26 protein-coding genes are annotated in these 26,823 nt (G+C 72.2%); 9 read left to right on the top strand and 17 right to left on the bottom strand.

The genetic code is table 11. The features are described 5' to 3' along the window. Together DEJ46_RS14705 and DEJ46_RS14700 are read right to left on the bottom strand one after the other, a co-directional pair. Positions 1–744 carry a DUF5819 family protein gene (locus DEJ46_RS14705; protein ID WP_150266743.1) on the bottom strand — a complete coding sequence of 248 codons (744 nt, stop codon included), beginning with the start codon at positions 742–744 and terminating at the stop codon, positions 1–3. 57 nt (positions 745–801) lie between these two features. Beyond that, positions 802–1,467, bottom strand: coding sequence for a hypothetical protein (locus DEJ46_RS14700; RefSeq protein ID WP_150266742.1), 666 nt, complete (start codon positions 1,465–1,467; stop codon positions 802–804). Positions 1,468–1,742: 275 nt separating this feature from the next. Here DEJ46_RS14700 and DEJ46_RS14695 point away from each other — a divergent pair, with 275 nt between their 5' ends. Together DEJ46_RS14695 and DEJ46_RS14690 are read left to right on the top strand one after the other, a co-directional pair. Further along, the gene (locus DEJ46_RS14695; RefSeq protein WP_150266740.1) at positions 1,743–2,897 is read left to right on the top strand and encodes an adenosine deaminase; all 1,155 of its coding nucleotides are present in this window, start codon (positions 1,743–1,745) and stop codon (positions 2,895–2,897) included. Positions 2,898–3,069: 172 nt separating this feature from the next. Then, positions 3,070–3,435 (top strand): hypothetical protein, encoded by a 366-nt coding sequence (locus DEJ46_RS14690; RefSeq protein ID WP_150266738.1) that lies wholly within the window; start codon positions 3,070–3,072, stop codon positions 3,433–3,435. Positions 3,436–3,508: 73 nt separating this feature from the next. Here the strand turns inward: DEJ46_RS14690 and DEJ46_RS14685 are convergent, their stop codons facing one another. From DEJ46_RS14685 to afsQ1, 5 genes are all read right to left on the bottom strand, one after another. Beyond that, on the bottom strand, positions 3,509–3,712 hold the full coding sequence (locus DEJ46_RS14685) for a PspC domain-containing protein (RefSeq protein WP_150266736.1): 204 nt from the start codon (positions 3,710–3,712) through the stop codon (positions 3,509–3,511). 92 nt (positions 3,713–3,804) lie between these two features. Then, complete coding sequence (locus tag DEJ46_RS14680; protein ID WP_150266734.1) at positions 3,805–4,353, bottom strand: VanZ family protein; 549 nt, start codon at positions 4,351–4,353, stop codon at positions 3,805–3,807. A gap of 141 nt (positions 4,354–4,494) precedes the next feature. Then, complete coding sequence (locus tag DEJ46_RS14675; RefSeq protein WP_150266732.1) at positions 4,495–5,160, bottom strand: hypothetical protein; 666 nt, start codon at positions 5,158–5,160, stop codon at positions 4,495–4,497. Further along, entirely contained in the window at positions 5,157–6,689 is a 1,533-nt protein-coding gene (locus DEJ46_RS14670; RefSeq protein WP_150266731.1) for a sensor histidine kinase, read from the bottom strand. The genes DEJ46_RS14675 and DEJ46_RS14670 overlap by 4 nt, the downstream gene beginning before the upstream one ends. Then, positions 6,686–7,363 (bottom strand): two-component system response regulator AfsQ1, encoded by a 678-nt coding sequence (gene afsQ1 / locus DEJ46_RS14665; protein WP_017239746.1) that lies wholly within the window; start codon positions 7,361–7,363, stop codon positions 6,686–6,688. The genes DEJ46_RS14670 and afsQ1 overlap by 4 nt, the downstream gene beginning before the upstream one ends. 169 nt (positions 7,364–7,532) lie before the next feature. Between afsQ1 and DEJ46_RS14660 the strand changes: the two genes are divergently transcribed. After that, the gene (locus DEJ46_RS14660) at positions 7,533–8,252 is read left to right on the top strand and encodes a SigE family RNA polymerase sigma factor (protein ID WP_024755347.1); all 720 of its coding nucleotides are present in this window, start codon (positions 7,533–7,535) and stop codon (positions 8,250–8,252) included. Between the two features lie 138 nt (positions 8,253–8,390). Here the strand turns inward: DEJ46_RS14660 and DEJ46_RS14655 are convergent, their stop codons facing one another. Further along, positions 8,391–9,086 (bottom strand): uridine kinase, encoded by a 696-nt coding sequence (locus DEJ46_RS14655; RefSeq protein ID WP_150266729.1) that lies wholly within the window; start codon positions 9,084–9,086, stop codon positions 8,391–8,393. Between the two features lie 52 nt (positions 9,087–9,138). On the opposite strand from DEJ46_RS14655, the gene DEJ46_RS14650 reads away from it, so the two are divergent. Further along, entirely contained in the window at positions 9,139–9,537 is a 399-nt protein-coding gene (locus tag DEJ46_RS14650) for a hypothetical protein (RefSeq protein ID WP_150266727.1), read from the top strand. Positions 9,538–9,548: 11 nt separating this feature from the next. Here DEJ46_RS14650 and DEJ46_RS40505 read toward each other — a convergent pair whose 3' ends face one another. The 4 genes from DEJ46_RS40505 to deoC form a co-directional block, all read right to left on the bottom strand. Further along, a complete protein-coding gene (locus DEJ46_RS40505) occupies positions 9,549–10,979 on the bottom strand; it encodes a TerD family protein (RefSeq protein ID WP_263411752.1) in 1,431 nt (476 codons plus the stop codon). An 82-nt stretch (positions 10,980–11,061) separates the two neighbouring features. Continuing rightward, positions 11,062–11,958, bottom strand: a complete 897-nt coding sequence (locus DEJ46_RS14640) for an aldehyde dehydrogenase family protein (RefSeq protein WP_150266725.1) — start codon at positions 11,956–11,958, stop codon at positions 11,062–11,064. Next, the gene (locus tag DEJ46_RS14635) at positions 11,951–13,387 is read right to left on the bottom strand and encodes an aldehyde dehydrogenase family protein (RefSeq protein ID WP_150266723.1); all 1,437 of its coding nucleotides are present in this window, start codon (positions 13,385–13,387) and stop codon (positions 11,951–11,953) included. The genes DEJ46_RS14640 and DEJ46_RS14635 overlap by 8 nt, the downstream gene beginning before the upstream one ends. A 5-nt stretch (positions 13,388–13,392) precedes the next feature. Next, positions 13,393–14,352, bottom strand: a complete 960-nt coding sequence (deoC, locus tag DEJ46_RS14630) for a deoxyribose-phosphate aldolase (RefSeq protein ID WP_150266722.1) — start codon at positions 14,350–14,352, stop codon at positions 13,393–13,395. A gap of 252 nt (positions 14,353–14,604) precedes the next feature. On the opposite strand from deoC, the gene DEJ46_RS14620 reads away from it, so the two are divergent. From DEJ46_RS14620 to DEJ46_RS14610, 3 genes are all read left to right on the top strand, one after another. Then, positions 14,605–16,371, top strand: coding sequence for a hypothetical protein (locus DEJ46_RS14620; RefSeq protein ID WP_190622652.1), 1,767 nt, complete (start codon positions 14,605–14,607; stop codon positions 16,369–16,371). A gap of 147 nt (positions 16,372–16,518) precedes the next feature. Continuing rightward, positions 16,519–17,151: a class F sortase gene (locus tag DEJ46_RS14615; protein WP_150266716.1), complete on the top strand. Its 633-nt coding sequence runs from the start codon at positions 16,519–16,521 to the stop codon at positions 17,149–17,151. Between the two features lie 34 nt (positions 17,152–17,185). After that, a complete protein-coding gene (locus tag DEJ46_RS14610) occupies positions 17,186–17,896 on the top strand; it encodes a PH domain-containing protein (RefSeq protein ID WP_150266714.1) in 711 nt (236 codons plus the stop codon). A 72-nt stretch (positions 17,897–17,968) separates the two neighbouring features. Here the strand turns inward: DEJ46_RS14610 and DEJ46_RS14605 are convergent, their stop codons facing one another. The 3 genes from DEJ46_RS14605 to DEJ46_RS14595 form a co-directional block, all read right to left on the bottom strand. Next, positions 17,969–19,621 carry a phospho-sugar mutase gene (locus tag DEJ46_RS14605; RefSeq protein ID WP_150266713.1) on the bottom strand — a complete coding sequence of 551 codons (1,653 nt, stop codon included), beginning with the start codon at positions 19,619–19,621 and terminating at the stop codon, positions 17,969–17,971. A 209-nt stretch (positions 19,622–19,830) separates the two neighbouring features. Then, a complete protein-coding gene (locus tag DEJ46_RS14600) occupies positions 19,831–20,634 on the bottom strand; it encodes a purine-nucleoside phosphorylase (RefSeq protein WP_150266711.1) in 804 nt (267 codons plus the stop codon). A 201-nt stretch (positions 20,635–20,835) separates the two neighbouring features. Further along, positions 20,836–21,273 carry a gamma-glutamylcyclotransferase gene (locus tag DEJ46_RS14595; protein WP_141300266.1) on the bottom strand — a complete coding sequence of 146 codons (438 nt, stop codon included), beginning with the start codon at positions 21,271–21,273 and terminating at the stop codon, positions 20,836–20,838. A gap of 293 nt (positions 21,274–21,566) precedes the next feature. On the opposite strand from DEJ46_RS14595, the gene DEJ46_RS14590 reads away from it, so the two are divergent. Continuing rightward, positions 21,567–23,006, top strand: a complete 1,440-nt coding sequence (locus tag DEJ46_RS14590) for an NAD(P)H-quinone dehydrogenase (protein WP_055641670.1) — start codon at positions 21,567–21,569, stop codon at positions 23,004–23,006. 249 nt (positions 23,007–23,255) lie between these two features. After that, positions 23,256–24,185 (top strand): DeoR/GlpR family DNA-binding transcription regulator, encoded by a 930-nt coding sequence (locus DEJ46_RS14585; protein WP_150274435.1) that lies wholly within the window; start codon positions 23,256–23,258, stop codon positions 24,183–24,185. A gap of 9 nt (positions 24,186–24,194) precedes the next feature. Here DEJ46_RS14585 and DEJ46_RS14580 read toward each other — a convergent pair whose 3' ends face one another. Together DEJ46_RS14580 and DEJ46_RS14575 are read right to left on the bottom strand one after the other, a co-directional pair. Further along, complete coding sequence (locus tag DEJ46_RS14580; RefSeq protein WP_150266709.1) at positions 24,195–24,833, bottom strand: TetR/AcrR family transcriptional regulator; 639 nt, start codon at positions 24,831–24,833, stop codon at positions 24,195–24,197. 86 nt (positions 24,834–24,919) lie between these two features. Next, on the bottom strand, positions 24,920–26,674 hold the full coding sequence (locus DEJ46_RS14575) for an acetyl/propionyl/methylcrotonyl-CoA carboxylase subunit alpha (RefSeq protein WP_150266707.1): 1,755 nt from the start codon (positions 26,672–26,674) through the stop codon (positions 24,920–24,922). Positions 26,675–26,823: the final 149 nt, after the last annotated feature.

Raw genomic sequence — 26,823 nt, 5'->3', positions numbered from 1 at the left:
TCACAGGCTCCTGTAGTCCTGATCGGTCACCTTCCACCAGGGCAGCAGCCGGTAGTCGGTGGTGTCGGACGGCTCCTCGGAGCTCCAGGCCGGCGGGTCCACCATCGTGAACCGGCCGCCGACCTGGAGCGACACGATGTGTTCGCCGTTCAGGGTGCGACCGAGGCGTTGGAGCACCACCCGCTTGAGGTAGTCGCGGGCCATCGTCCCGCGCACGCCCTTGGGGCGGTCGTCCGTCACGCCGTGCGTGTCGATGTACGTGTCCCAGGCGCGGCGCAGCATGTTCTGGTCGGCATGGCTGGGGGCCGGGTTGCCGCGGATCGTCTCGATGTCCCGGTCCGTGAGGTTGATCCACTCGCTCGCGTGCGGACGGCCGTCCGCGGCGATGGTGTTCACCCGGGCCCCGACGGCTTCGTTGCGCTGCAGCGGGTTCGGCGCGAACAGCTTCCAGTCCTGACCGAACTCCGGCTGGACGTAGGCGTCGACGGTGTCGCGGTGCTCCACGCTCAGGGCGTTGCGCGGGGCGACGCTCAGGAAGAGCATGCCCAGGTGCGTCACCAGGGCGCAGGCCAGCAGCACGGCGGTGGCGGAGAGCGCGGCGACCGAGGCACGGGACCAGCGGCGGGCCTCGTCAGGCGTGGGGGGTGCCGGAGCGTCGCCGTCGTCCGGGCCCGGAGGGGGCGGAGCCTGCGGCGGGACCGCGCTGATCGAGCGTACGGCGGTGCGTTCCCTGGAGGATTCCATCACGTTCCTTCGGGGCGGCGGCGGCCCGGCCGGCGGGCCGGGCCGCCGCCGCTTCGATCAGTTCAGGGGGCAGTTGTTGACGCGCACGCCCGTGTAGTTGATGTCCGGGTGGGCGTCGCTCAGCACGTCGGCGACCGCGTTGGTGTCGTCGCCGCCGTACCACTGGGGGTTGTCGACGACCTCGAACAGGGTCGGGTCCTCCGGGGCGCCCTGGCTCTCTCCCAGGTTGGACCGGGTGGCCGGCCGGCCGACCGCGGCCTCGAAGTTGTCGGTCGGGCTGTAGCCCGTGGCCGTCCACGAGTCCAGGTGCTGGTCCTGTCGCCAGTAGCCGGGCGAGCACCACTCGGCGGGCCGGGGCGGGGTGCTCGTGCCGCTCGTGCCGGAGGTCCCGCTCGTGCCGCTCGTGCCGGAGGTCCCGCTCGTGCCGCTCGTGCCGATCAGGCCGATGAGCCCGGACGTGCCGGTGAGTGAGACGTCGCCCAGGATCTTCGGAGCGAAGTTCACCTTCTGCGTGCAGTAGCCGAAGGTTCCCTGGCAGCTGTGGCTGAGGTTGTGCTTCGACTTGTCGACGACGACGTGGTCGCCGCCCTTGTCCTGGTCCTCTCCACCTCGTACGGAGGCCACTGTCGGAACGCCGCCGCCGAGGGCCTGCGAAGCGCCGACCATGCCGAGCGTCAGGGCGCCTGCCGAGACTGCGACGAGCAGTCCGCGGATGTATCGCATGCCACGTCCTTCCTTGGTGTCGGCGGGATTCGGCTCCCGCCGTGAGGGCCCCAAGTAACCCCGGGCCGACAGCGTCCGGAGCTCATGGAGAAGGCGGTGTCGTCTCAACGGCCCAATAAGTCGTATGCGCGGAGGTCCGAACGCCGGTCCCCGTTAACCCTTGCGCCGTTGACGGGGTTCGAGGCGATCCGCGCGTGGACCCGAACGGTGTTCCACCGCCGCGAAAGGGGCGCGGAAACCGCGCGCTCTACGCGCGTAGGGGCTAGAGTGCGGCAATGACGAGCCAGACCCCCAGCGTCCCCACCGCGGACCAGATCCGCCGTGCCCCGAAGGTGCTGCTCCACGACCACCTCGACGGCGGGCTGCGCCCCGGCACGATCGTCGAACTCGCCCGTGAGCAGGGCTACGACCAGCTTCCCGAGACCGAGCCCGACAAGCTCGGCATCTGGTTCCGCGAGGCCGCCGACTCCGGCTCCCTGGAGCGGTACCTGGAGACCTTCGCGCACACCTGCGCCGTCATGCAGACCCGTGACGCCCTGTTCCGCGTCGCCGCCGAGTGCGCGGTCGACCTCGCCGAGGACGGGGTCGTGTACGCGGAGGTGCGCTACGCGCCGGAGCAGCACCTGGAGGCCGGTCTCAGCCTCGAAGAGGTCGTGGAGGCCGTCAACGAGGGCTTCCGGGAGGGCGAGCGGCAGGCCAGGGCCAACGGCCACCGCATCCGGGTCGGCGCCCTGCTCACCGCCATGCGGCACGCGGCCCGCGCCCTGGAGATCGCCGAACTCGCCAACCGCTACCGCGACTCCGGCGTCGTCGGCTTCGACATCGCGGGTGCCGAGGCGGGCTTCCCGCCCACCCGCCACCTCGACGCCTTCGAGTACCTCAAGCGGGAGAACAACCACTTCACGATCCACGCGGGCGAGGCCTTCGGGCTGCCGTCCATCTGGCAGGCGCTCCAGTGGTGCGGCGCCGACCGGCTCGGGCACGGCGTCCGGATCATCGACGACATCGAGGTCGCCGAGGACGGCTCGGTGACCCTCGGCCGGCTCGCCGCCTACGTCCGCGACAAGCGGATCCCGCTGGAGATGTGCCCCTCCTCCAACCTCCAGACCGGCGCCGCCGCCTCCTTCGCCGAGCACCCGATCGGTCTGCTCCGCAAGCTGCACTTCCGGGCCACGGTCAACACCGACAACCGGCTGATGAGCGGGACGAGCATGAGCCGGGAATTCGAGCTGCTGACCGAGGCTTTCGATTACACGCTCGACGACATGCAGTGGTTCACTGTCAATGCGATGAAATCAGCGTTCATCCCTTTCGATGAACGGCTCGCCATGATCAATGAGGTCATCAAGCCCGGATACGCCGAACTCCGGTCCGAATGGCTGTTCCAGCAGACTGCCACGACCAGCGAATCTTCCCGTACGGCGGACTGACTGCGGCCCTGTGGAAGGGCGAGGAGCGGCCGGGCGTCCACGACACCCGGCCGCTTTCCGGTGTTTGCGATGGCGATCTCCGGTGGTTAGGTTGCAGAGCCGCTCTGCATTCCCAGGATTTCCCCTCCCGGCTTTCCCCGAAGCCCCCGGATTCCCCAAGGAAGATTTTCAGATGAAGCAGTCTGCCGCCAAGAAGCTCGGTGTCGCCGCCCTCGGCGCCGCTTTCGCCGTCACCGCCGCCGGTACGGCCTCCGCAGCGTCGTCCCTGCCGCTCGACGCCGACGCGCTGGGCACGGTGAGCAAGGCCGTCCCGCTGGGCGACGGCCTCACCACGCTCCCCGACGGCGCCGGAGAGTCCCTCGCCGCCGGTCAGGGCGCCCTCGGTCAGGGCCTCGACCAGGGTGTGAAGACCCTCCCGGCCGCCGCCGGCCAGGCCACCCAGAACCTGCCGCTCGACGCCGCGGCCGGCGGCCTCGGCGCCACCCCGCTGGGCGGACTCCTCGGCGGCCTGCCGCTCGGCGGCCTGCCGCTCGGCTGACCCCGGCCCGTACACGCCGAAGGGGCGCGCACCCGGTTCTCCCGGGTACGCGCCCCTTCGGCGTGTGTGCCGACTACCAGGCCGTCGTGCTCGCGCTCTTCTCCGCCGGCAGGAAGATCCACAGCGCCAGGTAGAGCAGGAACTGCGGGCCGGGCAGCAGGCACGAGACCAGGAAGATCACGCGCATCGTCGTCGCGGAGGTGCCGAAGCGCCGGGCCAGCGCCGCGCACACTCCACCGATCATCCGTCCGTTGCGAGGGCGGGCGAGAGCGGCCATGGTGGGCTCCTTCGGAGTCGTCTTCCGGGAGCCGCTCCGTCGGGCTCCCGATGACTCCATACTGCTCCGGGGAGGGGGTCCGGGGCGTCGGTCTACCGGGCGATCGGGACCCTGGGAATCCTCGGGGTCGAACCCTGAGCCGTCTCGTTCCGCAGCAGGGGAGAACCCTCATCCGACCCCGTACCCACGGATGACTCCGCCCGCCCGGCCTCCCACCTGCGGCGCAGCCGGGACCGCCCGACGGGCACGAACAGGACATGGGCGAGCGCCACCCCGGCGGTGTTCAGGAGTACGGAGTCGACGTCCACGACCTGCCCCGGTACGGCGGTCTGCAGCAGCTCCACGGCCAGCGACACCAGGGCGCCGGCGGCGGTCGTCCGGGCGAGCGAGGCCCAGCGGGAGACGTCGAGCCGGCCGTCGGCCATCGGGAGCAGCACCCCGAGCGGGGCCAGGAGCAGCAGTCCCTCGCCGATCAGCCGGGCCGCCTCGGCGCCGCCGAGGGCCAGATCGGCCCGCAGCCCGGCCAGCGGGATCGTGTTCGGCGCGGTCACCCAGGCCACGTCCCGTGGCCGCAGGCTGACCCAGGCGACGAGCAGCAGATGCGCGAGGAGGAGGACGAACCCCGCCACGCGGACGACCATGGCGGCATTGCCGCCCGAACCTTGACGCTGCACGCCCCCCAAGACGCCCACCACGGCGGAATCGGTTCCGCCGGTCCGGATCCGGACCTGATTCGGTCCGGATCAGGCCCGATTCGGCGCCCGCGAGCCGTTCCGCCGGGCTCAGCCCGTGGGCGTGGGTGTCGTCTCCGGGGTCGCCCCACCGGTCGCGGCGGCCGAAGGGGCGGCCGTCGACGGGGTGGACTCCGGGCGCTCGCGCAGCTCCGTCGTGCACTGGTAGCGCTTCGGCGCGTACGGGCCGGGGCCGCCGAGGAGGACCGTGCGGTCGCCCGCGCCCGCCGAACTCCCCGCGAACGTGCAGACGATCTGCGAGAGCGCGACCGGTGGCAGGTCCTCGGGCTGGCGGCTCAGCCGCAGCGTGCCCGCCGGGTCGCCCCGGTGCCCGCCGTCGACCACGAGCGGACCGTGCACCGCGGTCGTGAACCCGGCCTGACGCTCGTCGTCGGAAGGCTCGGCGAGGAGCTGCGCGAGCAGCCTCTCGGCCGTCACCACCGGATCACCGTCCGCCTTCTCCTCCGGCAGAGGCGTCCTGCGGTCCACGGCCTCCAGCTGCGAGCCGCACACCAGGAACACCCGGACGGGCACGCCCTGCGGGGCCGACGCCGAGGCGCTCTCGCCGGTCACACTGCACGGGACCCGGGACGGGGCCGCCCCCGCGTCGACCGGCACGGACGTCGTCCTGATGCCGCAGCCGGTGACGAGCGCGATGAGCGCGGCGGCCGCCAGGACGCCCGTACCGGCCTTGGGGCCGAAGCTCCGGCGTCTCACGCTTCCTCCACCTCGCCCAGGCTGCTGCGGGTCTGCACCTCGCGGGTGATCCCCGAGGCGTCCAGCGGCAGCCGCAGCACGAACACCGCGCCGTCGACCGTCCCGTCCTCGCCGACCGAGTTCGCGGCCGTGATCGAACCGCCGTGGATCAGGGCGTTCTCCATGGCGATGGAGAGGCCGAGCCCGCTGCCCTCCGACCGCGGCCGGGAGGCGCTCGCCTTGTAGAAGCGGTCGAAGACGTGCGGCAGCACTTCCTCGGGGATGCCGGGGCCGTGGTCGCGCACCGCGATGACCAGCTCGTCGTCGTCCGTGCGGACCGACACACGGACCGGCGAACCGCCGTGCTTCAGCGCGTTCCCGATGAGGTTCGCCAGGATCACGTCGAGGCGGCGCGGGTCGAGCGGCGCCACGATCCCGCGCTCGGCGTCGAGGTCGACCGCGTCCAGCCAGGCGCGCGCGTCGATGCACGCGGTGATCTGGTCGGCGATGTCCACCTCGTCGAGCACGAGCCGGGCGGTGCCCGCGTCGAAGCGGGTCACCTCCATCAGGTTCTCCACCAGGTCGTTCAGGCGCCGGGTCTCGCTGACCACCAGCGCCACCGCCGGGGCGATCATCGGGTCGAGCGAGTCCTGCTCGTCCTCCAGGACCTCGGTGACGGCGGTCAGCGCGGTCAGCGGGGTCCGCAGCTCGTGCGACATGTCGGCCACGAAGCGCCTGCTGGACTCCTCCCGCGCGCTCATGTCCGCGACCTTCTTCTGCAGCGACTCGGCCGCGCTGTTGAACGTCCGCGTCAGATCGGCCAGTTCGTCCGCGCCGGTGACCCGCAGCCGGGTGTCGAGCTTCCCCTCGCCGAGCTGCTTGGCCGCCTCGCCGAGCCGGTGCACCGGCCGCAGGACGGTCGTCGCCGCGACCTGCGCGAGCAGCACGGAGCCGGCCACCGCGAGCGCGGTCGCGATCCCCAACGACCAGCCGAGCGAGTTCAGATCGGCCTTCTCCGCGGCCAGCGACTTGAACATGTACCCGGCGGGCCCGCCGCCGTCGATCCGCGTTCCGCCGACCAGGTACGGCGTCCCGCCCCGCTCCGTCCGCTGCCAGAACAGGTGGTACGGATACGGGTTGGCCTCCGTCACCGGCCGCTCGGTGTCCACGGCGTCCCGCAGCGAGCGCGGCACGTCGGCCAGCGTGAAGTCGTCCGGGTCCGAGGCGCCGACGATCGGCTTGCCCACGGCCCGCTCGCCGAGCAGCAGCACCTGGTAGTTCGCGGCGCTGCCGCTCGCCATCTGCTCGGCGGTCCGCCGCAGATCGTCCTCGGTGGGCCGCAGCGGCAGCGTCGCCGCCCGGTTCTGCATCTCCTGCCGGAAGTCGTTGAGCGCCCCGTCCTGGGTACGGGTCAGCACCGCCTCGCGGTTGAGCCAGTACGCGATGCCGGAGGCGGCGACGGCCGCGGTGAGCGCGACCAGGGCGAAGACGACGACGAGCCGCAGCCGCAGGCTGGAGAGCCGCAGCCGCGTGAAGATCCCCTTGCTCACGCAGGAACGTCCAGCCGGTAACCGACGCCCCGGACCGTGCGGATGAGCGTCGGCGAGGACGGCACGTCCTCCACCTTGGCGCGCAGCCGCTGCACACAGGCGTCCACGAGCCGCGAGTCGCCCAGGTAGTCGTGCTCCCACACGAGCCGCAGCAACTGCTGCCGCGAGAGCGCCTGTCCGGGCCGCCGGCTCAGCTCGAGCAGCAGCCGCAGCTCGGTCGGGGTGAGCTGGAGGTCCTCGCCGTTCTTGGTGACCGTCATGGCCGACCGGTCGATCACGAGCGAGCCGTACGTCGCCGAATCCGTCGACTCCCGCTCGCCGCGCCGCAGTACGGCCCGGATGCGGGCGTCGAGGACCCGGCCCTGCACCGGCTTCACGACGTAGTCGTCGGCGCCGGACTCCAGGCCCACGACCACGTCGATGTCGTCGCTGCGGGCGGTCAGCAGGATGATCGGCAGCTGGTCGGTGCGGCGGATGCGCCGGCAGACCTCGAAGCCGTCGATGCCGGGCAGCATGACGTCGAGGACGACCAGGTCCGGCCGCTGCTCGCGCAGCAGCTGGAGGCCGTCCTCACCCGTCGCGGCGGTGGCCACCCGGTGACCCTGCCGGGACAGGGACAGCTCAAGGGCCGTACGGATGGCGTCGTCGTCCTCGATCAGCAACAGAAAAGGCACGCCGTCATTCTGTCCCATGCGGCCGTCCGAGGACGACCGCTCGTGGACTCGCTTCTGTTCCGTCTCCTGTGACACGGCTGTGACAGTCGGCGGACAACGCCATGAAGTCCGCCGGGCAAGCTTCTTGGCATACGGACCGAATCACACTCCAACCGACGGGGGGCGCGAGATGAACGCACTGCACAGCACCACCTCTAGCGCAGTTGTCACGCGTCTCCACGACGTCGTACGGAGCACCGAGAAGTCCGGCGCGGTGAACGGGCGGGGGTGCGTTCGCAGCGTCGGGCGTCAGCGCAAGGCGCCGTACATGGTGGCCATTGCTGACGGGGGAGCGGCGTACGGGGAGGTCACGGGGGAGCGTTCCTGCTCGGAGGCCGAGTTCACGGCCTACGTCCAGGAGCGTCGTGCCTCCCTGTACGCCACCGCCTACCACCTGACCGGTGACCGTTTCGAGGCCGAGGACCTGCTCCAGAGCGCGCTGTTCTCCACCTACCGCGCCTGGGACCGCATCAGCGACAAGGCCGCGGTCGGCGGATACCTCCGCCGGACGATGACCAATCTGCACATCAGCGCGTGGCGCCGGCGCAAGCTCAACGAGTACCCGACCGAGGAGCTCCCCGAGACGGTGGGCGAGACGGACGCGATGCGCGGCACGGAGCTGCGCGCGGTGCTGTGGCAGGCGCTGGCCCGGCTGCCCGAGCTCCAGCGGACGATGCTGGTGCTGCGCTACTACGAGGGCCGGACCGATCCGGAGATCGCGGAGATCCTGGACATCAGTGTCGGCACGGTGAAGTCGAGCATCTGGCGCTCGCTGCGGCGACTGCGCGAGGACGAGGTGCTGAGCTTCGGCCGTGACGAGGAGGAGTCCTTCGGCGAGCTGGTGGCCTGAAGGCGGGGGGAAAGACCCACGGGGGCCCACGGGGGAAACGAGGGCTTACGGGGGGCACGGGGGAACGTACGGGGGTACGGGGGAAAACGCGAAGCGGGTCGTACAGGGCCGGGGGGCCTGTACGACCCGCTTCGTGCGTCAGCCGGCCGCCGGGGTGCGGTGGCGGCCCGCCGCCGCGGCGGCGAGGCGGCCGAGGGCCTCGTCCTTGGCGCAGGGGTGGGCGCCCAGCTCCGTCTGGCGCGCCACGATCGCCCGCTCGGCGCGCATCAGGCGCCAGCCGCGGCGCAGCAGGAACGGCACGGACTTCCGGCCCTCCCTGAGGTCCCGGGCGAGCCGGCGGCGGAAGGTCGTCGAGGGGCGGCCGCGCAGGCAGAGCGCGTCGGCGAGGACGTCGAGGTCACGGCAGCGGGACACGATCTCGGCCGCGAAGATCCCCTCCGCCACGAACAGCGGCGTACGCCCGATGTCGAACCGCTCGCGGTCCACGCGGGAGCTGGTGGCGAGGTCGTAGACGGGGACGTCCGTCCGCGCCGTACTGCACAGTTCGACGATGGCGGCGACGGCGGCGTCCGCGTCCCAGGACTGCGGCGAGTCCCAGTCGATGTCCGCGCTGCCGTCGACGAGCGGGAGCGACGGGTCGTCGCCCTCCTTGTAGAAATCGTCGAGGCGCAGGACCGGGAGGCCGGTGACGGCGGCGAGGGACGACTTGCCGGAGCCGGAGGGGCCGGCGAGCAGGACGACGCGGGTCGGGATCGGTAGGGAACTCACGGAACACCAGTGTGAGGCATTCCCCCGTCCAGGGGACCACCGAGGAAGGCCGTTGGTATCGAGCATCACACCTCAACTACTGTCGGTGGCCGCCCTGTCACCCCTTGGAAGGATCCTCATGGCGCGTCACGCAGAACCCCGGACCCCCCGTCGCAGCGCCCTGCTCAGGGCCGGGCTCACCGTCACGGCGGCGGGTGCCGCGGTGCTCGGCGCGGGCGCGGCGGCCCAGGCGGTCGCCCCGGTGCCGCTGCCCGTCGACTCGCTGACCCGGACGGACGCCGCGGCGGCCGGCGCCGGCGCGCTGAGCGGCGTCACCCACGGCGTCGGCCCGCTGACCCGGCTCCAGCTGGACCCGCTGGCCAAGACGGGCGTCGACCCGCTCGACAACGGCCTCGGCACCCAGGTCGCCGACTTCAAGCCGGTCGGCACCAACCTGGTGACCGACCACCTCACCCAGGGCGGCGCCGTGGCCGACCTGCCGGTGGCCGGTCCGCTGACGCAGAGCCTGCTTCCGTAGGGCCTCTCCGTTCAGCGCCTCGTTCGGTGCAGCCAGCCCAGTGCCCTGCGGGGCTCGGGCGGCTTCGCCGGGCTGCCCGCGTCCCGGCCGCCGCCGTGGGGCTGCACGTCCTTCAGGCGCGCGTTCCAGGGGCCTTCCGCCGCGACCAGACAGACGAGGAGCGGGCCCTCGGGCAGCGGCAAGGTCTCCTTGCGTGCGCCGATCTCGTTGACGGCGGCTCTTCCGCGTTTCGGAAGCGTGGTGGGGTCCGTGTGCCCCGCCAGTCTGTAGAGGTGGACGATGAAATTGCTGCTGCCCTTGAAGTGGAAGGTGGCGTCGGCCGTCCCCCGGGTGTGGAGCAGGACGTCGGAGCCCCAGCCCTCCAGCTTGGCCTCCGTCATACGCCGGGCCTCCGCCAGCGGCAGGATCCGCACCTGCCAGGAGCCCTGTGTCTCCAGCCGCAGCCGCAGACGCCCGTTTTCGGGGACGGAGCCGATCACCCGGCCCCGGAACTCCTTCTCCGTGGTGCTGACGAGATAGCGCCCCTTGGTGTTGGACTCGTCGAGGGGCCACAGCCCCGTGTAGTAACCCTCGTCCCGCACGGTCAGTTCGATCATGACGGGCCCGTGCGGGAGATCCTTCATGGTGATCACGTCGTTGTCCCGGCCGGTGACGGTGCGCGGCTCGAAGTCGGGCCCGCACGTCCAGACCGACGGGTCGGGCGGGGAGGACGGCGTCCGGGGCGCCTGGTCCGGGGCCGCGGCTCCGGCCTGCCTCTGGGCCTGGGCCAGGGCCCGGATCTCGTCCGGGGTCATGTCCAGGAGCTGGTCCCGGGTGAGGCGCAGGCCTTGAGCCGGGGCCTCACCCGGGGCCTGGGCCTGGGCCTGGTCCGGGGCGTCGGCCGGGGCGCCGGGCGGGGCCCCGGCCGGGGCAGGGGTCGGGATCCGGTCCGTGGCCTCCTGTGGCTCCTCGCCCACGTCCACCCCGTGGTCCACCGCCAGGCCGGTCAGCCCGTCGACGTACCCCTGTCCCACCGCGCGGAACTTCCAGCCGCCCGAACGGCGGTACAGCTCCGCGAGGACCATCGCCGTCTCGGGGCCCGCGTCGGTCACCTCGTAGGCCACGATCGTCGAGCCGTCGGGGCCGTGGACCTCCACGGAGAGCCCGCGCGCGTCCCGCAGCGCGCCGTCCTCCGTCGACGCGACGAGGAGGACACGGGTGATCGCCTCCTCGACGGCCGTGAGGTCGGCGTCCACCCGGCAGGTGCCGTCCTCGCCGCCGGTCAGCCGTACCGCGCCCGACGGATGCGCCGGAGCGCCGTCGAACACGATGTCCGCGTCCCCCCGGACCCTGCCCTGCTCCGTCACGAGCAGCGCCGCGACATCCACCCCGCTCCGGACGGCGACGCGCAGCGCGGCCGTCGGGACGAAGGCGTTGTCTCCCTTGATCAATCCCCTCAGCATGACCGGATCCTCCGTTCGGTCGCGGACATGCGCAAGGCCCCCGGGTGCGGATCGCGCGTTCCGGGGGCCTTGTGGGACGGAGCTAGTACGAGGAGCCGCTCGCGCCCAGCGAACCCGTCGGGTGCCAGACCGTCTTGGTCTCCAGGAAGGCGGTCATGCGGTCCGTGCCGGGGGACTCGGCGAAGTCCTCGGTACGCGGGCGCAGGACGCGCTTCAGGTTGTCCGCCGCCGCGATCTCCAGCTCGCGGGCGAGGTCGCCCTCGGTGGCGCCCGTGAGGTCGATCGCGTTGACGTCCTGGTGGGCCGCGAGGTGCGGGCCCATCTCGGAGGCCTTGCCGGAGAGGATGTTGACCACGCCGCCGGGGAGGTCGGAGGTGGCCAGCACCTCGCCCAGGGAGAGGGCGGGGAGCGGGGACTTCTCCGAGGCGACGACCACGACCGTGTTGCCCGTCGCGATCGCCGGGGCGATCACCGAGATCAGGCCCAGGAAGGACGAGTCCTGGGGGGCGATCACCGTGACGACGCCGGTCGGCTCGGGGGAGGAGAGGTTGAAGTACGGGCCGGCCACCGGGTTGGCGCCGCCGACGACCTGGGCGATCTTGTCCGTCCAGCCCGCGTACCAGACCCAGCGGTCGATCGCGGCGTCGACGACCACGGCCGCCTTCGACTTCGACAGGCCCTCCGCGTCCGCGACCTCGCGGACGAACTGGTCCCGGCGGCCCTCCAGCATCTCGGCGACGCGGTAGAGGATCTGACCGCGGTTGTACGCGGTCGCGCCGGCCCAGCCGCCGAAGGCCTTGCGCGCGGCGACGACCGCGTCACGGGCGTCCTTGCGGGAGGAGAGCGGCGCGTTCGCCAGCCACTTGCCCTTCGAGTCCGTCACCTCGTACACCCGGCCGCTCTCGGAGCGGGGGAACTTGCCCCCGACGTACAGCTTGTAGGTCTTGAAGACGCTCAGCCGCGTCGCCGACTCAGACATCGAGGTAGGCCTCCAGACCGTGACGGCCGCCCTCGCGGCCGAAGCCCGACTCCTTGTATCCGCCGAAGGGCGAGGTCGGGTCGAACTTGTTGAACGTGTTGGCCCAGACGACACCGGCGCGGAGCTTGGAGGCGACCGCCAGGATGCGGGAGCCCTTCTCCGTCCAGATGCCGGCGGACAGGCCGTACTGGCTGTTGTTGGCCTTCGCGACCGCTTCGTCCGGCGTACGGAACGTCAGCACCGACAGGACCGGGCCGAAGATCTCGTCGCGGGCGATCCGGTGCGCCTGCGTGACGTTCGTGAAGAGCGTCGGGGCGAACCAGTAACCGGCCGACGGGATCTCGCAGGAGGCGGTCCAGCGCTCGGCGCCCTCCGCCTCGCCCTGCTCCACCAGCGAGGTGATGCGGGCCAGCTGCTCCGAGGAGTTGATGGCGCCGATGTCGGTGTTCTTGTCGAGCGGGTCGCCGAGGCGCAGCGTGTTCAGACGGCGCTTGAGCGAGTCGAGCAGCTCGTCCTGGATCGACTCCTGGACCAGGAGGCGCGAGCCCGCGCAGCAGACCTGGCCCTGGTTGAAGAAGATGCCGTTGACGATGCCCTCGACGGCCTGGTCGATGGGGGCGTCGTCGAAGACGATGTTGGCGCCCTTGCCGCCCAGTTCAAGGGTGACCTTCTTGTGCGTGCCGGCGACGGAGCGCGCGATCGACTTGCCGACCGCGGTCGAGCCGGTGAAGGCGACCTTGTTCACGTCCGGGTGCTCGACCAGGGCGGCGCCGGTGTCCCCGTAACCGGGAAGGATGTTGACGACGCCCTTCGGCAGCCCGGCCTGGCGGCAGATGTCCGCGAAGAACAGGGCGGAGAGCGGGGTCGTCTCGGCCGGCTTGAGGACGACCGTGTTGCCCGTCGCGAGCGCCGGGGCGATCTTCCACGCCAGCATCAGCAGGGGGAAGTTCCAGGGGATGACCTGGCCGGCCACGCCCAGCGGGCGCGGGTTCGCGCCGTAGCCCGCGTGGTCGAGCTTGTCGGCCCAGCCCGCGTAGTAGAAGAAGTGCGCGGCGACCAGCGGGAGGTCGGCGTCGCGGGTCTCCTTGATCGGCTTGCCGTTGTCCAGGGTCTCCAGGACGGCCAGCTCGCGGCTGCGCTCCTGGATGATCCGGGCGATCCGGAAGAGGTACTTGGCGCGCTCGGAGCCGGGCAGCGCCGACCACTTCTCGAAGGCCTTCCGGGCGGCCTTCACCGCGCGGTCCACGTCCTCGGCGCCCGCCTGGGCGATCTCGGACAGGACCTCCTCGGAGGAGGGGGAGACGGTCTTGAAGACCTTGCCGTCGGCCGCGTCGACGAACTCGCCGTCGATGAACAGGCCGTAGGAGGGGGCGATGTCGACGACGGACCGGGACTCGGGTGCCGGCGCGTACTCGAATGCAGATGCCATGTTGATCAGTCCACCGTCACGTAATCGGGGCCGGAGTAGCGGCCGGTCGCCAGCTTCTGGCGCTGCATCAGCAGGTCGTTGAGCAGGCTGGAGGCGCCGAAGCGGAACCAGTGGTTGTCCAGCCAGTCCTCACCGACGGTCTCGTTGACGAGGACGAGGAACTTGATCGCTTCCTTGGTGTTGCGGATGCCGCCGGCCGGCTTCACGCCGATCTGCACGCCGGTCTGCGCGCGGAAGTCGCGCACGGCCTCCAGCATGAGGAGCGTGTTCGCCGGGGTGGCGTTGACCGCGACCTTGCCGGTCGAGGTCTTGATGAAGTCCGCGCCGGCCATCATGCCGAGCCAGGAGGCGCGGCGGATGTTGTCGTACGTGGACAGCTCGCCGGTCTCGAAGATCACCTTGAGGCGGGCGCGGTCGCCGCACTCCGCCTTGATCGCGGCGATCTGCTCGTACACCTTCAGGTACTGGCCGGCGAGGAACGCGCCACGGTCGATGACCATGTCGATCTCGTCGGCGCCCGCGGCGATGGCGTCGGCCGTGTCGGCCAGCTTCACGGGGAGCGCGGCGCGCCCGGCCGGGAAGGCGGTGGCGACCGAGGCGACCTTGACGCCGGAGCCCGCGACGGCGGCCTTGGCGGTGGCCACCATGTCGGGGTAGACGCAGACGGCGGCGGTCGTCGGGGTCGTGCGGTCGGTCGGATCGGGGTTGACGGCCTTGGCGGCGAGCGCCCGGACCTTGCCCGGGGTGTCCGCGCCTTCGAGCGTCGTCAGGTCGATCATGGAAATGGCCAGGTCGATGGCGTACGCCTTGGCCGTGGTCTTGATCGAGCGGGTGCCGAGGGACGCGGCGCGCGCCTCCAGGCCGACGGCGTCGACGCCGGGCAGCCCGTGGAGGAAGCGGCGCAGCGCACTGTCGGACGCGGTCACGTCGGCGAATGCGGATGCTGCGGATGCAGTGGTGGGCATGGTCACCAGTCGAGCATATCTACGCGCGTAGCGACCTGTACAGGGGAGCCTCGGGGGCGAGCCGGAGGTCACAACAGGGGCTACGGGGCGAGTGACGGCTGTCACATGCCCGTGACACGGAGCAGACCGGTCCCGCATACAAGATCTTTAGATTTTTGTCAGCAGCCAGCCAGACCTCACCGGAACCAGACGGACCGAGAAAAAGCGGCATGCGACTCACGCCAACCACCTACCTGAATCACAGGAGTCGTTATGCGCACCGCCCTTCGCACCGCCATCGCCACCGCCGTCGTCGCGGGTGTCGCGATCACCCCGGCCCTCGCCGCCGGAGCCGCTTTCGCCGCCGACGGCCCGGTGGCCGTCAAGCCGGCGACGGCCCCGTCCGTCACGGCGGCGCAGGCAGGCACCGAGGCTGCGAAGGCCGATGCCCCGACTACCGAGGCTCCGGAGAGCGAGACGCCGAAGAAGACCGAGGCCCCGGAGGCCGAGGCGCCGGAGACCGAGGGTCCGAAGGCGGCCCCGGCGAGCACGGCCCCGGCGGCCGAGGTCCCGAAGGCGGTGGGCGAGGGGAACGGCACCTACGTCCGGACCATGACCCTCCCGAACGGCGCACAGGCCAGGATCTTCAAGGTCGACCCGACCCACTTCCGCGCCGAGCTCTACAAGGAGGGCCAGCGCGTCGGCACCCTGAACGCCGACGGCATCGCGGTGGCCGGCAACGACGACGGCACCTTCCTCGCGCTCTTCCCGAACGGCGACGCTTACACCTGGCGCGGCAACTACGTCCCCGGCGCCCGCCCGGGCACGTACGAGCTGGCGAACGGCAGCCGCGTGGAGCTCGTGGTCCAGGAGGGCCGCCAGTTCCTCAAGGCCGGGGGCCAGGTCATCGCCGCCGTGAACGGCTCCCGCCAGGTCACCCGCTACGGCAACGCCGTCATCGTCGTGGAGCCCGACGGCGGCCTCGCCGCCTACATCCCGGGCTCGGCCCGGCAGGCCGCCCCGCGACTCCTCGTCACGACCGGCTACGTCCGCACCGTGAAGCTGGCGAACGGCGTCCAGGCCAAGATCTTCAAGGTCGCCGACGGCCACCACCGCGCCGAGCTCTACCAGCAGGGCAAGCGCGTCGGCACGCTCGACGCCGACCACTGGTCGGTCGCCGCCAACAACAACGGCGCCTTCTTCGTCCTCAACTCCGACGGCAGCACCCACGACTGGGTCGGCAACTACCTCCCGGGCGCCAAGCCCGGCCAGTACAAGCTGGCCAACGGCGTCCGCCTGGAGCTCGTCAAGAAGGACGGCCGCTACGGCATCCAGGAGATCCGCCTGGGCGTCGGCACCGGCGTCTCCTACCTGAAGGGAGACCGCCAGGTCTACCGGTTCACCGGCGGTGGCCTTGTCGTCCTGGAGCGGGACGGCGGCCTCGCCGCCTACATCCCCGGCGCCGCCAAGCAGTCCGCCCCGATGCCGTACACCCGTGACGACGCCTGCACCGTCCACACCGAGGTCGGCATCGGCGCGGGCACCAAGGCCGAGCTCACCATGAGCCCGAACGGCCCGACCGCCACCCTCCGCGACATCGGCAGCGACAAGCAGGTCTACACGACGCTCGACCGCAAGCACCCCTCGCTGCCGAAGAGCGCCGGCATCGTCGCGCGCATCGACAACCCCTTCAGCGCCACGCCGACCCTCTACACCAAGGTCGAGGGCGGCACGGCCAAGGGCGCCACGCACGCCTTCCCGAAGATGCTGAAGGGCTGCACGCTCAACCCGGTCAAGGGCACCAGCACCCCCGTCACCGGCACCAACGGCACCAACGGCAACACGGGCATCACGGCCAACACCGGCGGCCAGACCTCCGTCGTCCCGCGCGGCGGCGTCGCGGCCGGTGCCGAGCTCGGCACCGAGACCTCCGCGAGCTCCACGGCCCTCTACGCGACGGGCGCCGGTGCGGCCTCCCTCGCCGCCGCGGGCCTCGGCTTCATGGTCCTGCGCCGCCGGGCCGTCGGCTCCCGCGCCTGACCCCTCGCCCGACCCCTTGTTCGACCCGTTCCCCGCCCTTTGACCCGAGCGGGAGCACACCCCACCCCAGGCCGGTCGCCGCGTCCCGCGCGGCGGCCGGCCACACCCCGTCCCCCGTCCCTCCGCTCGTCCGCCCGGAGCCCTGCCGTGAACCGTCGCCGCGCCCGTATCCGTACCGCCGCCGCCCTCCTCGCCCTGGTCGCGCTCAGCGGCTGCTCCGCCGGGGCCGACCCCGCGCCCGCCGCCACCCACCCCGCCCGTGTCGTCGAGGCCACCGCCCCCGCGCCGGCCGCGAGCGCCGCCCCGGTCGGCCCGCTGGCCCGTTCCCTGCCCGTACGGGTCCAGCTGCCCTCCGCCGGGGTCGACACCGGCCCGATCCTGAGCCTCGGGCTCAACAGCGACGGCACCGTCGAGGTGCCCTCGGTCGAGGACGCCGACCGCATCGGCTGGTACGGCAAGGGCGTCACGCCCGGCGAGACCGGACCCGCCGTCCTCATCGGCCACTTCGACACCGCGCGCGGTCCCGCCGTACTGAAGAACGTCTCGCGGGTCCGGGTCGGCGACGAGATCGCCGTGACGCGTGCGGACGGCCGGGTCGCCGTCTTCCGGGTCAGGGAGCTGGAGCAGGTCGACAAGAAGACCTTCCCGACGGCCAAGGTGTACGGCGACACCGAGCGCCCCGAGCTGCGCCTCGTCACGTGCGGCGGAGAGCTGGTCGACGGCCACCGGCCCGACAACATCATTCTGTACGCGGATCTCGTGGCCACGCGGGCCGCCTGACCCCTCACCGCCCGGCTGAGGCAGAATCGGCGGCATGACGACCCCGGAGCCGACCCCCGAGCCGACCCCTGAGCCGACCCCCGAGCCGAACTCGAAGCCGATCCCCGAGACGGGCGACGAGCCCGCCCCGGCCGAGCAGCAGTTCGCCGACCGCGTCTTCCGCTCGCCCCTCGGCATCGCCGGCGGGGTGTTCCTGCTGATCCTCGCGGCCCTCTTCGCGGGCGACGCGCTGATCCGCGGCGAGGGCCGGACCCCCTGGCTCGCGCTCGCCGGGCTCGTCCTCGCCGTCCCGCTGATCGTCGCCTTCACGATCCGGCCCGCGGTGTACGCCAACGACAACCGGCTCCGCATCCGCAACCCGTTCCGGTCGATCACGCTGCCCTGGGCCTCGGTCGCCGACATCCGCGCCGGGTACTCCAGCGAGGTCTTCACCCAGGACGGTTCCAAGTACCAGCTGTGGGCCGTCCCCGTCTCGCTGCGACAGCGGAAGAGGGCGGCGCGCCGCGCCGCGCGCGACGGGCAGGGCGACCCCCACGGCCGTACCTCCGTCACCGCCGACGTGCAGGACCGCGCGTCCCGGAGCGCACCGACCGACCAGACCGTCGCCGAACTGCGCGAGCTCGCCGAGCTGCGCGCCGGCACCCCCGGCGCGCAGGGCGAGCCGCGGGTGCGCTGGGCGTACGAGATCATCGGGCCCGCGGCCGCCGGACTGCTGCTCTTCGTGATCCTCCTCGCGACGGGCTGACCCGCCCCGCGCACAGACGAGAGGGCCGGTGCGGAATCGCTTCCGCACCGGCCCTCTCCGTTCGGTTCGGGGTCAGAGCCCCGCGGCCGCGCTCAGGTCCCGCTTGATCGCGACCAGCACCTCGTGGGCCGTCGTCCGTGCCGGGGCCAGGTCGACCGCGGCGGCGACCGGCACCACGACCTCCAGGTAGCACTTGAGCTTGGGCTCGGTGCCGCTCGGGCGGACGATCACCCGGGCCTTGTAGTCGCCCTCCAGGTGGTAGCGCAGCCCGTCCGTCGGCGGGAGCGACTCCGTGCCCTTCGTCAGGTCCTCCGCCGAGACGACGGTCAGACCGGCGAGGGAGACCGGCGGGCGCTCGCGCAGCGCCGTCATGGCGTTCGCGATGATGCTCAGGTCCTCGACCCGCACGGACAGCTGGTCGGTGGCGTGCAGCCCGTGGGCCACCGCCAGGTCGTCGAGCAGGTCCAGGAGGGTCCGGTCCTTCTCCTTGAGGACCGAGGCCAGCTCCACGACGAGCAGCGCGGCCGTGATGCCGTCCTTGTCGCGGACGCCCTCCGGGTCGACGCAGTAGCCGAGCGCCTCCTCGTAGCCGTACCGCAGCCCGTCGACGCGCGCGATCCACTTGAAGCCGGTCAGCGTCTCCTCGTAGCCGACCCCGGCCGCCTCGGCGATCCGGCCGAGCAGCGAGGACGACACGATCGACTCGGCGAACACGCCGGTCGCGCCCTTGTGCACGAGGTGCGCGGCGAGCAGCGCGCCCACCTCGTCGCCGCGGAGCATGCGCCAGCCGCCCTCGACGGAGGCGTCCGGCACGGCCACCGCGCAGCGGTCGGCGTCGGGGTCGTTCGCGATGACCAGGTCGGGGTCCACGGCCCGGGCCGCCTCGAAGGCGAGGTCCATGGCACCCGGCTCCTCCGGGTTCGGGAAGGCGACCGTCGGGAACGCCGGGTCGGGCTCGGCCTGCGCGGCGACGAGCGCGGGCGGCGGGAAGCCGGCCCGGGCGAAGGCCGCCGTCAGGACGTCCTTGCCGACGCCGTGCATGGCCGTGTAGACGGTCCGCGCGGTACGGGGCGAGCCGGGGGTCAGGACGGCGTCCGTACGGGCCAGGTAGGCCTCCAGGACCTCGTCGCCGAGGGTCTCCCAGCCGGTCTCCGGGCGGGGCACGTCGTTCAGCGAGCGGACCGCGTCGATCTCGGCGGCGATCTCCGCGTCGGCGGGCGGCACGATCTGCGAGCCGTCGCCCAGGTAGACCTTGTAGCCGTTGTCGCGGGGCGGGTTGTGGCTCGCGGTCACCTCGACGCCGGCGACGGCGCCCAGGTGCCTTATGGCGTACGCGAGGACGGGCGTCGGCAGCGGGCGGGGGAGGACGGCCGCGCGGAGCCCTGCGCCGATCATCACGGCTGCGGTGTCGCGGGCGAAGTCGGCCGACTTGTAGCGGGCGTCGTAGCCGATCACGACGAGGCCGCCCTCCTGGCCCTTGGCCTTGAGGTACGCGGCGAGGCCGGCGGCGGCGCGGATCACGACCGAGCGGTTCATCCGCATGGGCCCGGCGCCGATCTCGCCGCGGAGGCCGGCGGTGCCGAACTGGAGGGTGCCGCTGAAACGGGCGGCGAGCTCGTCGGTCGCGCCCGCGTCGATGAGCTGCGCGAGCTCCTCGCGGGTCTCCTGGTCGGGGTCCTCGGCGAGCCAGGCCTGGGCCCGGGCGAGGAGGTCGTCCTGCGTCACGGTGTGCCTTTCGGGTGGTACGGGAGGGGTGGGGCGGGTGTGGGTGCGGGGGGTGGGCCGCTGCGCGGAGCCTTCCCCCACCCCGCCCCTTCCCGAAACCGGGGGCTCTGCCCCCGGACCCCCGCGCCTCAAACGCCGACGGGGCTGAATATCAGCCCGTCCGGCGTTCGGGGACCGGGGTCTGGGGCGGAGTCCCAGTTCGGGGAGGCTCAGATCCGGTCGAGCACCCGGGTGAGCAGCTCACCCATCCGCGCGGCCGAGTCGCGGCCCGCCTGGAGGACCTCCTCGTGGTTCAGCGGCTCGCCCGAGAGCCCCGCCGCCAGGTTGGTGACCAGGGAGATGCCCAGGACCTCGGCGCCGGCCTCGCGCGCCGCGATGGCCTCCAGGACCGTGGACATGCCGACGAGGTCGCCGCCCATGACGCGGACCATGTTGATCTCGGCCGGGGTCTCGTAGTGCGGCCCGGGGAACTGGACGTAGACGCCCTCCTCCAGGGTCTCGTCGACCTCCTTGCACAGCGCGCGCAGCCGCGGCGAGTACAGGTCGGTGAGGTCCACGAAGTTCGCGCCGACGATCGGGGAGGCGGCCGTCAGGTTGATGTGGTCGCTGATCAGGACCGGCTGGCCGGGGCGCATGCCCTCGCGGAGGCCGCCGCAGCCGTTGGTCAGGACGATCGTCTTGCAGCCGGCGGCGACGGCGGTGCGGACGCCGTGGGCGACGGACGCGACGCCGCGGCCCTCGTAGAAGTGGGTGCGGCCGAGGAAGACCAGCGCGCGCTTCTCACCGATCTTGTACGAGCGGACCTTGCCGCCGTGGCCCTCGACGGCCGGCGGCGGGAAGCCGGGGAGCTCGGTCACCGGGAACTCGGCCTCGGGGGCGCCGAGGGCGTCGACGGCGGGCGCCCAGCCCGAGCCCATGACCAGAGCGACGTCGTGGTTCTCGACACCGGTCAGCTCGCGCAGACGGGCGGCAGCGGCCTCGGCGGCCTCGTACGGGGTGGCAGTTGCGTTCACTGACTCTCTCGCCTCGGGGAGGGGAGTCCGAGGGGAGCCCCGGACGGATTTGTTACCCGCAGAAGCCTAGCCGGAGATTGCCTACGCGCGTAGATGACGATGCTGACGGACATGCGATCGTTGTCTTGTCGTTTCCGACGAAAGGGGCGAAGGAGGCTCCGCCGCCGTCCGTCGGGCGTTCGCACACTCCCCGTCCGTGCCTCAGCAGGGACGCTTGCGCAACTCCATCACGTAGTCGTGCGGCGCGCCCGCCGACTCGGCCGCGTCCGCGATCTCGCCCAGGTACCGCGCGGACGGCAGCCCGCCCTCGTAGCCGTTGAGGACATACACCCAGGCGGGTTCCTCGCCGTCGAGCGTGTCCACCCGGACCCGCATCCGCCGGTAGATGTCCAGGCCGACGCCCTCCCACCGGTCCATGGAGTCCTCGTCCATCGGAGCGATGTCGTACAGCGCCACGAAGACCTGGGAGCGAGGGGCCTCCACGATCGTGGCCAGCGCGCCCTCCCAGCCCATCTGCTCGCCGCCGAAGGTCAGCCGCCAGCCGTTGAGCCAGCCGGTGCCGCGCAGCGGGGAGTGCGGTGCGCGGCGGCTCATCAGCCGCGCGTCGAGGTTGCCGGCGAAAGCGGCGTAGAGCGACATGGCACCGAGAGTACGGGAGCGGGCGGGGTGTCCGGGGGACTCCGCCGTGCGGGCCGGGGGACCCCGGCCGTACCGCGGGGCGGCGGCCGTCACGAGCCCGGCCGTACTCCGGGGCGGCGGCCGTCGCGAGCCCGGTCGCGCCCCGGCGCGCCGCCTACGGAGCCCCGGCGCGAGACCGCGCCGGGCGTGCGGGAGAATGGGGTACGCACTTGAAGCGTGCGGGACAATGGCGTACGCACTGCACCCCAGCGGGGGGACCCCCCGGCAGAACGAGACGCGAGGCGTAGATCCCAGTGACCCGGATCGTGATCATCGGTGGCGGACCCGGCGGATACGAGGCGGCCCTGGTGGGCGCCCAACTCGGCGCGGAGGTGACCGTCGTGGACTGCGACGGCCTCGGCGGCGCGTCCGTCCTGACCGACTGTGTTCCCTCGAAGACGCTGATCGCCACGGCGGAGGTGATGACCACCTTCGACTCCTCCTACGAGGAGCTCGGCATCATCGTCGCGGACGACACCCCGCACGTGGAGCAGGCCGCCCGCGTCGTCGGCGTGGACCTCGGCAAGGTCAACCGACGGGTGAAGCGCCTCGCGCTCGCCCAGTCGCACGACATCACCGCCTCCGTCACCCGGGCGGGCGCCCGGGTGCTGCGCGGCCGTGGCCGGCTCTCCGGCCGGCAGGCCGTGGACGGCTCCCGCCAGGTGGTCGTCACCGCCGCCGACGGCACGGAGGAGACGCTCACCGCGGACGCCGTGCTGATCGCGACCGGCGGCCACCCGCGCGAGGTGCCGGACGCCAAGCCGGACGGCGAGCGCATCCTCAACTGGACGCAGGTCTACGACCTCAAGGAGCTCCCCGAGGAGCTCATCGTGGTCGGTTCCGGCGTCACCGGCGCCGAGTTCGCCGGCGCCTACCAGGCCCTCGGCTCCCGGGTCACCCTCGTCTCCTCCCGCGACCGCGTCCTGCCCGGCGAGGACCCGGACGCCGCCGCGGTCCTGGAGGACGTCTTCCGCCGCCGCGGCATGAACGTCATGGCCCGCTCGCGCGCCGAGTCCGCCAAGCGGGTCGGCGACCGGGTCGAGGTCACCCTCGCGGACGGCCGCGTCATCTCCGGCACCCACTGCCTCATGGCCGTCGGCGCGATCCCGAACTCGGCCGGAATGGGCCTGGAGGAGGCCGGCGTCAAGCTGAAGGACTCCGGTCACATCTGGACCGACCGGGTCTCCCGTACGAGCGCCCCCGGCATCTACGCGGCCGGTGACGTCACCGGTGTCTTCGCGCTCGCCTCGGTCGCCGCCATGCAGGGCCGTATCGCGATGTACCACTTCCTCGGCGACGCGGTGACCCCGCTCAACCTGAAGACGGTCTCCTCCAACGTCTTCACGGACCCCGAGATCGCCACCGTCGGCTACACGCAGGCCGACGTGGACGCGGGCAAGATCGACGCCAAGGTCGTCAAGCTGCCGCTGCTGCGCAACCCCCGCGCGAAGATGCAGGGCATCCGGGACGGCTTCGTGAAGCTCTTCGCCCGTCCCGGCACCGGCATCGTGGTCGGCGGCTGTGTCGTCGCCCCGAGGGCGAGCGAGCTGATTCACCCGATCTCGATCGCGGTCGACAACAATCTGACGGTCGAACAGATCGCAAATGCTTTCACCGTGTACCCCTCCCTGTCGGGCTCGATCGCAGAAGTGGCACGGCAGTTGCACACCCGAAAGTCGGCGGGCGAGGCGTAACACCCCGGCCACACCCCCGACCGGGAACCGCTCCCGCCTGCGGGAACGGTTCGCCGACTCGGACAACCCCCGGCAAGCCGGGGCATAGACCTGGCGCAGAGCCGAGCAACGACGGGGCCTCCCATACCACTTGGAGGCCCCGTCTGTGCGCATCTTCTGCAATTCGGCGCATACTGCTGAAAAGTATCGGCCGCTCACGTTACTGTCAGTTTCGTGTTCGCTGCAGAACGTCGCCAGTTGATCCTCGAAATGGTGCGAGCCAATGGGGCCGTGTCGCTCCGCGAGCTCGCCCGCGTCGTCCAGACCTCGGAGGTGACCGTACGGAGGGACGTACGGGCACTCGAGGCAGAAGGACTCCTCGACCGCCGCCACGGCGGTGCGGTGTTGCCGGGCGGATTCACGCGAGAATCCGGCTTCCCGCAGAAATCCCATCTCGCCACGGCGGAGAAGACGGCCATCGCCGACGTCGCCGCGAGCCTCGTCGAAGAGGGCGAGGCCATCGTCGTCGGTGCCGGGACGACCACGCAGGAGCTGGCCCGCCGGCTCGCCCGCGTGCCCGGTCTGACCGTCGTCACCAACTCGCTGCTCGTCGCCCAGGCCCTGGCCCATGCCAACCGGGTCGAGGTCGTCATGACCGGCGGCACCCTGCGCGGCTCCAACTACGCCCTCGTGGGCAGCGGGGCCGAGCAGTCGCTCCAGGGGCTGCGGGTCTCCCGGGCCTTCCTCTCCGGGAGCGGGCTCACCGCCGAGCGCGGGCTCTCCACGTCCAACATGCTCTCCGCGAGCGTGGACCGGGCCCTCGTGCAGGCGGCGGCGGAGGTCGTGGTCCTCGCCGACCACACCAAGCTCGGCGCCGACACCATGTTCCAGACGGTGCCGACGGACGTGATCACCCGCCTGGTGACCGACGAGCCCCCGGCACATGACGAGCGGGCCGCCTCCGAGCTCCAGGCCCTCGCCGACCAGGGCGTGCAGATCGCCGTCGCGGGTACGGGCACGGGGCCTGGTGCCACCGGCGGTGAGCAGCACCACCCCCCGGGCGTCCGGCCCCGCCGTGACATGCCGCTTCCCGTCCAGCGCGGACGGATGGCGGCCGGTCAGTTCCGCGGGCCCGGCGGGGGGATGGCGGCGGAGACGCTGGAGCGCACGGCCCGGGTCGCGGACATGCGCCGCCGCTGAAAGCGCAGTTCACGGCACAGCACCGCTCAGCACAGAACAGCACGACACAGCACAGCACCGCGTCGCGAGGGGCCCTCCCCCAGGGGTCCCACGGCCGCGGACGTCAGTCTTGAGTCCCCGCAGGGTCAGCGCCAGCAGGCGGTCCGCCAGCTCCGCGTCCTCCGGGCACTGTTCCGCCGCCAGCGCGATCGCGTTGGTGAGCTGCATCAGGTCGCCGATCGACACGCCGGCCCGTACCTGACCCGCCTCCTGGGCGCGCCCGAGCAGCGCCTCGCCCGCGTCGCGCAGCGGCAGGCTGCACGAGGCGAGCGCCGAACTCCGGTCGTACGAGGCCGACATCAGCGCGTGCGCGAGCCCCCGGTACTCGCCCGCGTGGGCGATCAGGGCCCGCAGCCAGTCCACCAGCGCCCGGCACGGCTCGGCCGCCTCCGCCAGCTCGTGCGAGCGGTGCAGGAGCGCCGCCAGGGCCTCCTGGAAGACGGCGGTCAGCAGCGCGGCCCGGGTGGGGAAGTGGCGGTAGAGGGTCCCGATCCCGACGCCCGCGCGCCGGGCGATCTCCTCCAGGGGCGCGTCCGTGCCCTGCTCGGCGAAGACGGCCCTGGCCTCCGTGAGCAGCCGCTCGTGGTTGCGCCGCGCGTCGGCTCGCATGACGTGGGGTCCCTCCCTCAGGGGATCGACGGAAGGGCCCGCAGGCTGCTGCCTGCGGGCCCTTCACACGGTACGTGCCGCGACGGTCAGTCCTTGATGTCGCAGATGGTGGCGCCGGAGGTGACCGAGGCGCCGACCTCGGCGCTCAGGCCCTTGACGGTGCCGGAGCGGTGGGCGTTGAGCGGCTGCTCCATCTTCATGGCCTCCAGGACGACGATGAGGTCGCCCTCCTTGACCTCCTGGCCCTCCTCGACCGCGACCTTGACGATCGTGCCCTGCATCGGGGAGGCGAGGGTGTCGCCCGAGGCGGTCGGGCCGGACTTCTTCGCCGCCCGGCGCTTCGGCTTGGCACCCGCCGCGAGCCCGGTGCGGGCCAGCGTCATGCCGAGCGAGGACGGCAGGGAGACCTCGAGGCGCTTGCCGCCGACCTCGACGACGATCGTCTCGCGGCCCGACTCGTCCTCGTCCGCGTCGGCACCGGCCGGCGCGAACGGCTTGATCTCGTTGACGAACTCGGTCTCGATCCACCGGGTGTGGACGCGGAACGGGTCCGCGGTGAACGCCGGGTCGACGACGACGGCCTGGTGGAACGGGATGGCGGTGGCCATGCCCTCCACCTTGAACTCGGCCAGGGCGCGGGCGGCGCGCTGGAGCGCCTGCTCGCGGGTGGCGCCGGTGACGATCAGCTTGGCCAGGAGCGAGTCCCAGGCCGGGCCGATGACGGAGCCGGACTCGACGCCCGCGTCCAGGCGGACACCGGGGCCCGAGGGGGCGTCGAAGACGGTGACGGTGCCGGGGGCCGGCAGGAAGCCGCGGCCCGGGTCCTCGCCGTTGATACGGAACTCGAAGGAGTGACCGCGGACCGCCGGGTCGCCGTAGCCGAGCTCCTCGCCGTCGGCGATCCGGAACATCTCGCGGACCAGGTCGATGCCGGTGACCTCTTCGGTGACCGGGTGCTCGACCTGGAGGCGGGTGTTGACCTCCAGGAAGGAGATCGTGCCGTCGAGGCCGACGAGGAACTCGACCGTGCCGGCGCCGACGTAGCCGGCCTCCTTCAGGATCGCCTTCGACGCCGCGTACAGTTCGGCGTTCTGTGCCTCCGTCAGGAAGGGCGCGGGGGCCTCCTCGACGAGCTTCTGGTGGCGGCGCTGCAGCGAGCAGTCACGGGTCGAGACGACGACCACGTTGCCGTGGGTGTCGGCGAGGCACTGGGTCTCGACGTGCCGGGGCTTGTCGAGGTAGCGCTCCACGAAGCACTCGCCACGGCCGAAGGCCGCGACGGCCTCGCGGACGGCGGAGTCGTAGAGCTCGGGGACCTCTTCCAGGGTCCGCGCGACCTTCAGGCCACGACCGCCGCCACCGAAGGCGGCCTTGATCGCGATCGGCAGCCCGTGCTCCTGCGCGAACGCCACGACCTCCTCGGCGCCCGAGACCGGGTCGGGGGTGCCGGCGACCAGCGGGGCGCCCGCGCGCTGCGCGATGTGACGGGCCGCCACCTTGTCGCCCAGGTCGCGGATCGCCTGCGGCGGCGGGCCGATCCAGATGAGGCCCGCGTCCAGGACGGCCTGCGCGAACTCGGCGTTCTCGGAAAGGAAGCCGTAGCCGGGGTGGACGGCGTCCGCGCCCGAGTCCTTCGCGGCCTGCAAGACCTTGGTCATGTCCAGATAGCTGGTCGCCGGGGTGTCACCGCCCAGAGCGAACGCCTCGTCAGCCGCCCGGACGTGCAGAGCGTCCCGGTCCGGGTCGGCGTACACGGCCACGCTGCCGATACCGGCGTCCCGGCACGCCCGGGCCACACGGACAGCGATTTCGCCACGGTTGGCGATGAGCACCTTGCGCACGATGGCTCCCTCTCCTTGAAACAAGCTGAGTTTAGGGACTGCCGACACGGCCTTTCGACCCGTCCCCAGTGGTGAGCTTGCCCACACGGAGCGTGACCCCGGGCCTGCTCGGGTCGTGAATTCCCTTGTCGCACCACGGTACGCAGGGT

Source organism: Streptomyces venezuelae (genome assembly GCF_008642375.1).
Taxonomy (GTDB): domain Bacteria; phylum Actinomycetota; class Actinomycetes; order Streptomycetales; family Streptomycetaceae; genus Streptomyces; species Streptomyces venezuelae_G.
The sequence above is the reverse complement of the archived record's forward strand: the minus strand, read 5'-3'. Positions and strand labels throughout refer to the sequence as shown.

Coding starts and splice junctions, on each gene's coding strand:
- DEJ46_RS14640 (WP_150266725.1), bottom strand. CDS start 11,958: ATGTCTGAGTCGGCGACGCGGCTGAGCGTCTTCAAGACCTACAAGCTG.
- DEJ46_RS14685 (WP_150266736.1), bottom strand. CDS start 3,712: ATGGCCGCTCTCGCCCGCCCTCGCAACGGACGGATGATCGGTGGAGTG.
- DEJ46_RS14660 (WP_024755347.1), top strand. CDS start 7,533: ATGAACGCACTGCACAGCACCACCTCTAGCGCAGTTGTCACGCGTCTC.
- DEJ46_RS14705 (WP_150266743.1), bottom strand. CDS start 744: ATGGAATCCTCCAGGGAACGCACCGCCGTACGCTCGATCAGCGCGGTC.
- DEJ46_RS14610 (WP_150266714.1), top strand. CDS start 17,186: ATGACGACCCCGGAGCCGACCCCCGAGCCGACCCCTGAGCCGACCCCC.
- DEJ46_RS14595 (WP_141300266.1), bottom strand. CDS start 21,273: ATGTCGCTCTACGCCGCTTTCGCCGGCAACCTCGACGCGCGGCTGATG.
- DEJ46_RS14700 (WP_150266742.1), bottom strand. CDS start 1,467: ATGCGATACATCCGCGGACTGCTCGTCGCAGTCTCGGCAGGCGCCCTG.
- DEJ46_RS14695 (WP_150266740.1), top strand. CDS start 1,743: ATGACGAGCCAGACCCCCAGCGTCCCCACCGCGGACCAGATCCGCCGT.
- DEJ46_RS14655 (WP_150266729.1), bottom strand. CDS start 9,086: ATGCTCGATACCAACGGCCTTCCTCGGTGGTCCCCTGGACGGGGGAAT.
- DEJ46_RS14580 (WP_150266709.1), bottom strand. CDS start 24,833: ATGCGAGCCGACGCGCGGCGCAACCACGAGCGGCTGCTCACGGAGGCC.
- DEJ46_RS14650 (WP_150266727.1), top strand. CDS start 9,139: ATGGCGCGTCACGCAGAACCCCGGACCCCCCGTCGCAGCGCCCTGCTC.
- DEJ46_RS14635 (WP_150266723.1), bottom strand. CDS start 13,387: ATGGCATCTGCATTCGAGTACGCGCCGGCACCCGAGTCCCGGTCCGTC.
- DEJ46_RS14620 (WP_190622652.1), top strand. CDS start 14,605: ATGCGCACCGCCCTTCGCACCGCCATCGCCACCGCCGTCGTCGCGGGT.
- DEJ46_RS14585 (WP_150274435.1), top strand. CDS start 23,256: ATGGTGCGAGCCAATGGGGCCGTGTCGCTCCGCGAGCTCGCCCGCGTC.
- DEJ46_RS14690 (WP_150266738.1), top strand. CDS start 3,070: ATGAAGCAGTCTGCCGCCAAGAAGCTCGGTGTCGCCGCCCTCGGCGCC.
- DEJ46_RS14680 (WP_150266734.1), bottom strand. CDS start 4,353: ATGGTCGTCCGCGTGGCGGGGTTCGTCCTCCTCCTCGCGCATCTGCTG.
- DEJ46_RS40505 (WP_263411752.1), bottom strand. CDS start 10,979: ATGCTGAGGGGATTGATCAAGGGAGACAACGCCTTCGTCCCGACGGCC.
- deoC (WP_150266722.1), bottom strand. CDS start 14,352: ATGCCCACCACTGCATCCGCAGCATCCGCATTCGCCGACGTGACCGCG.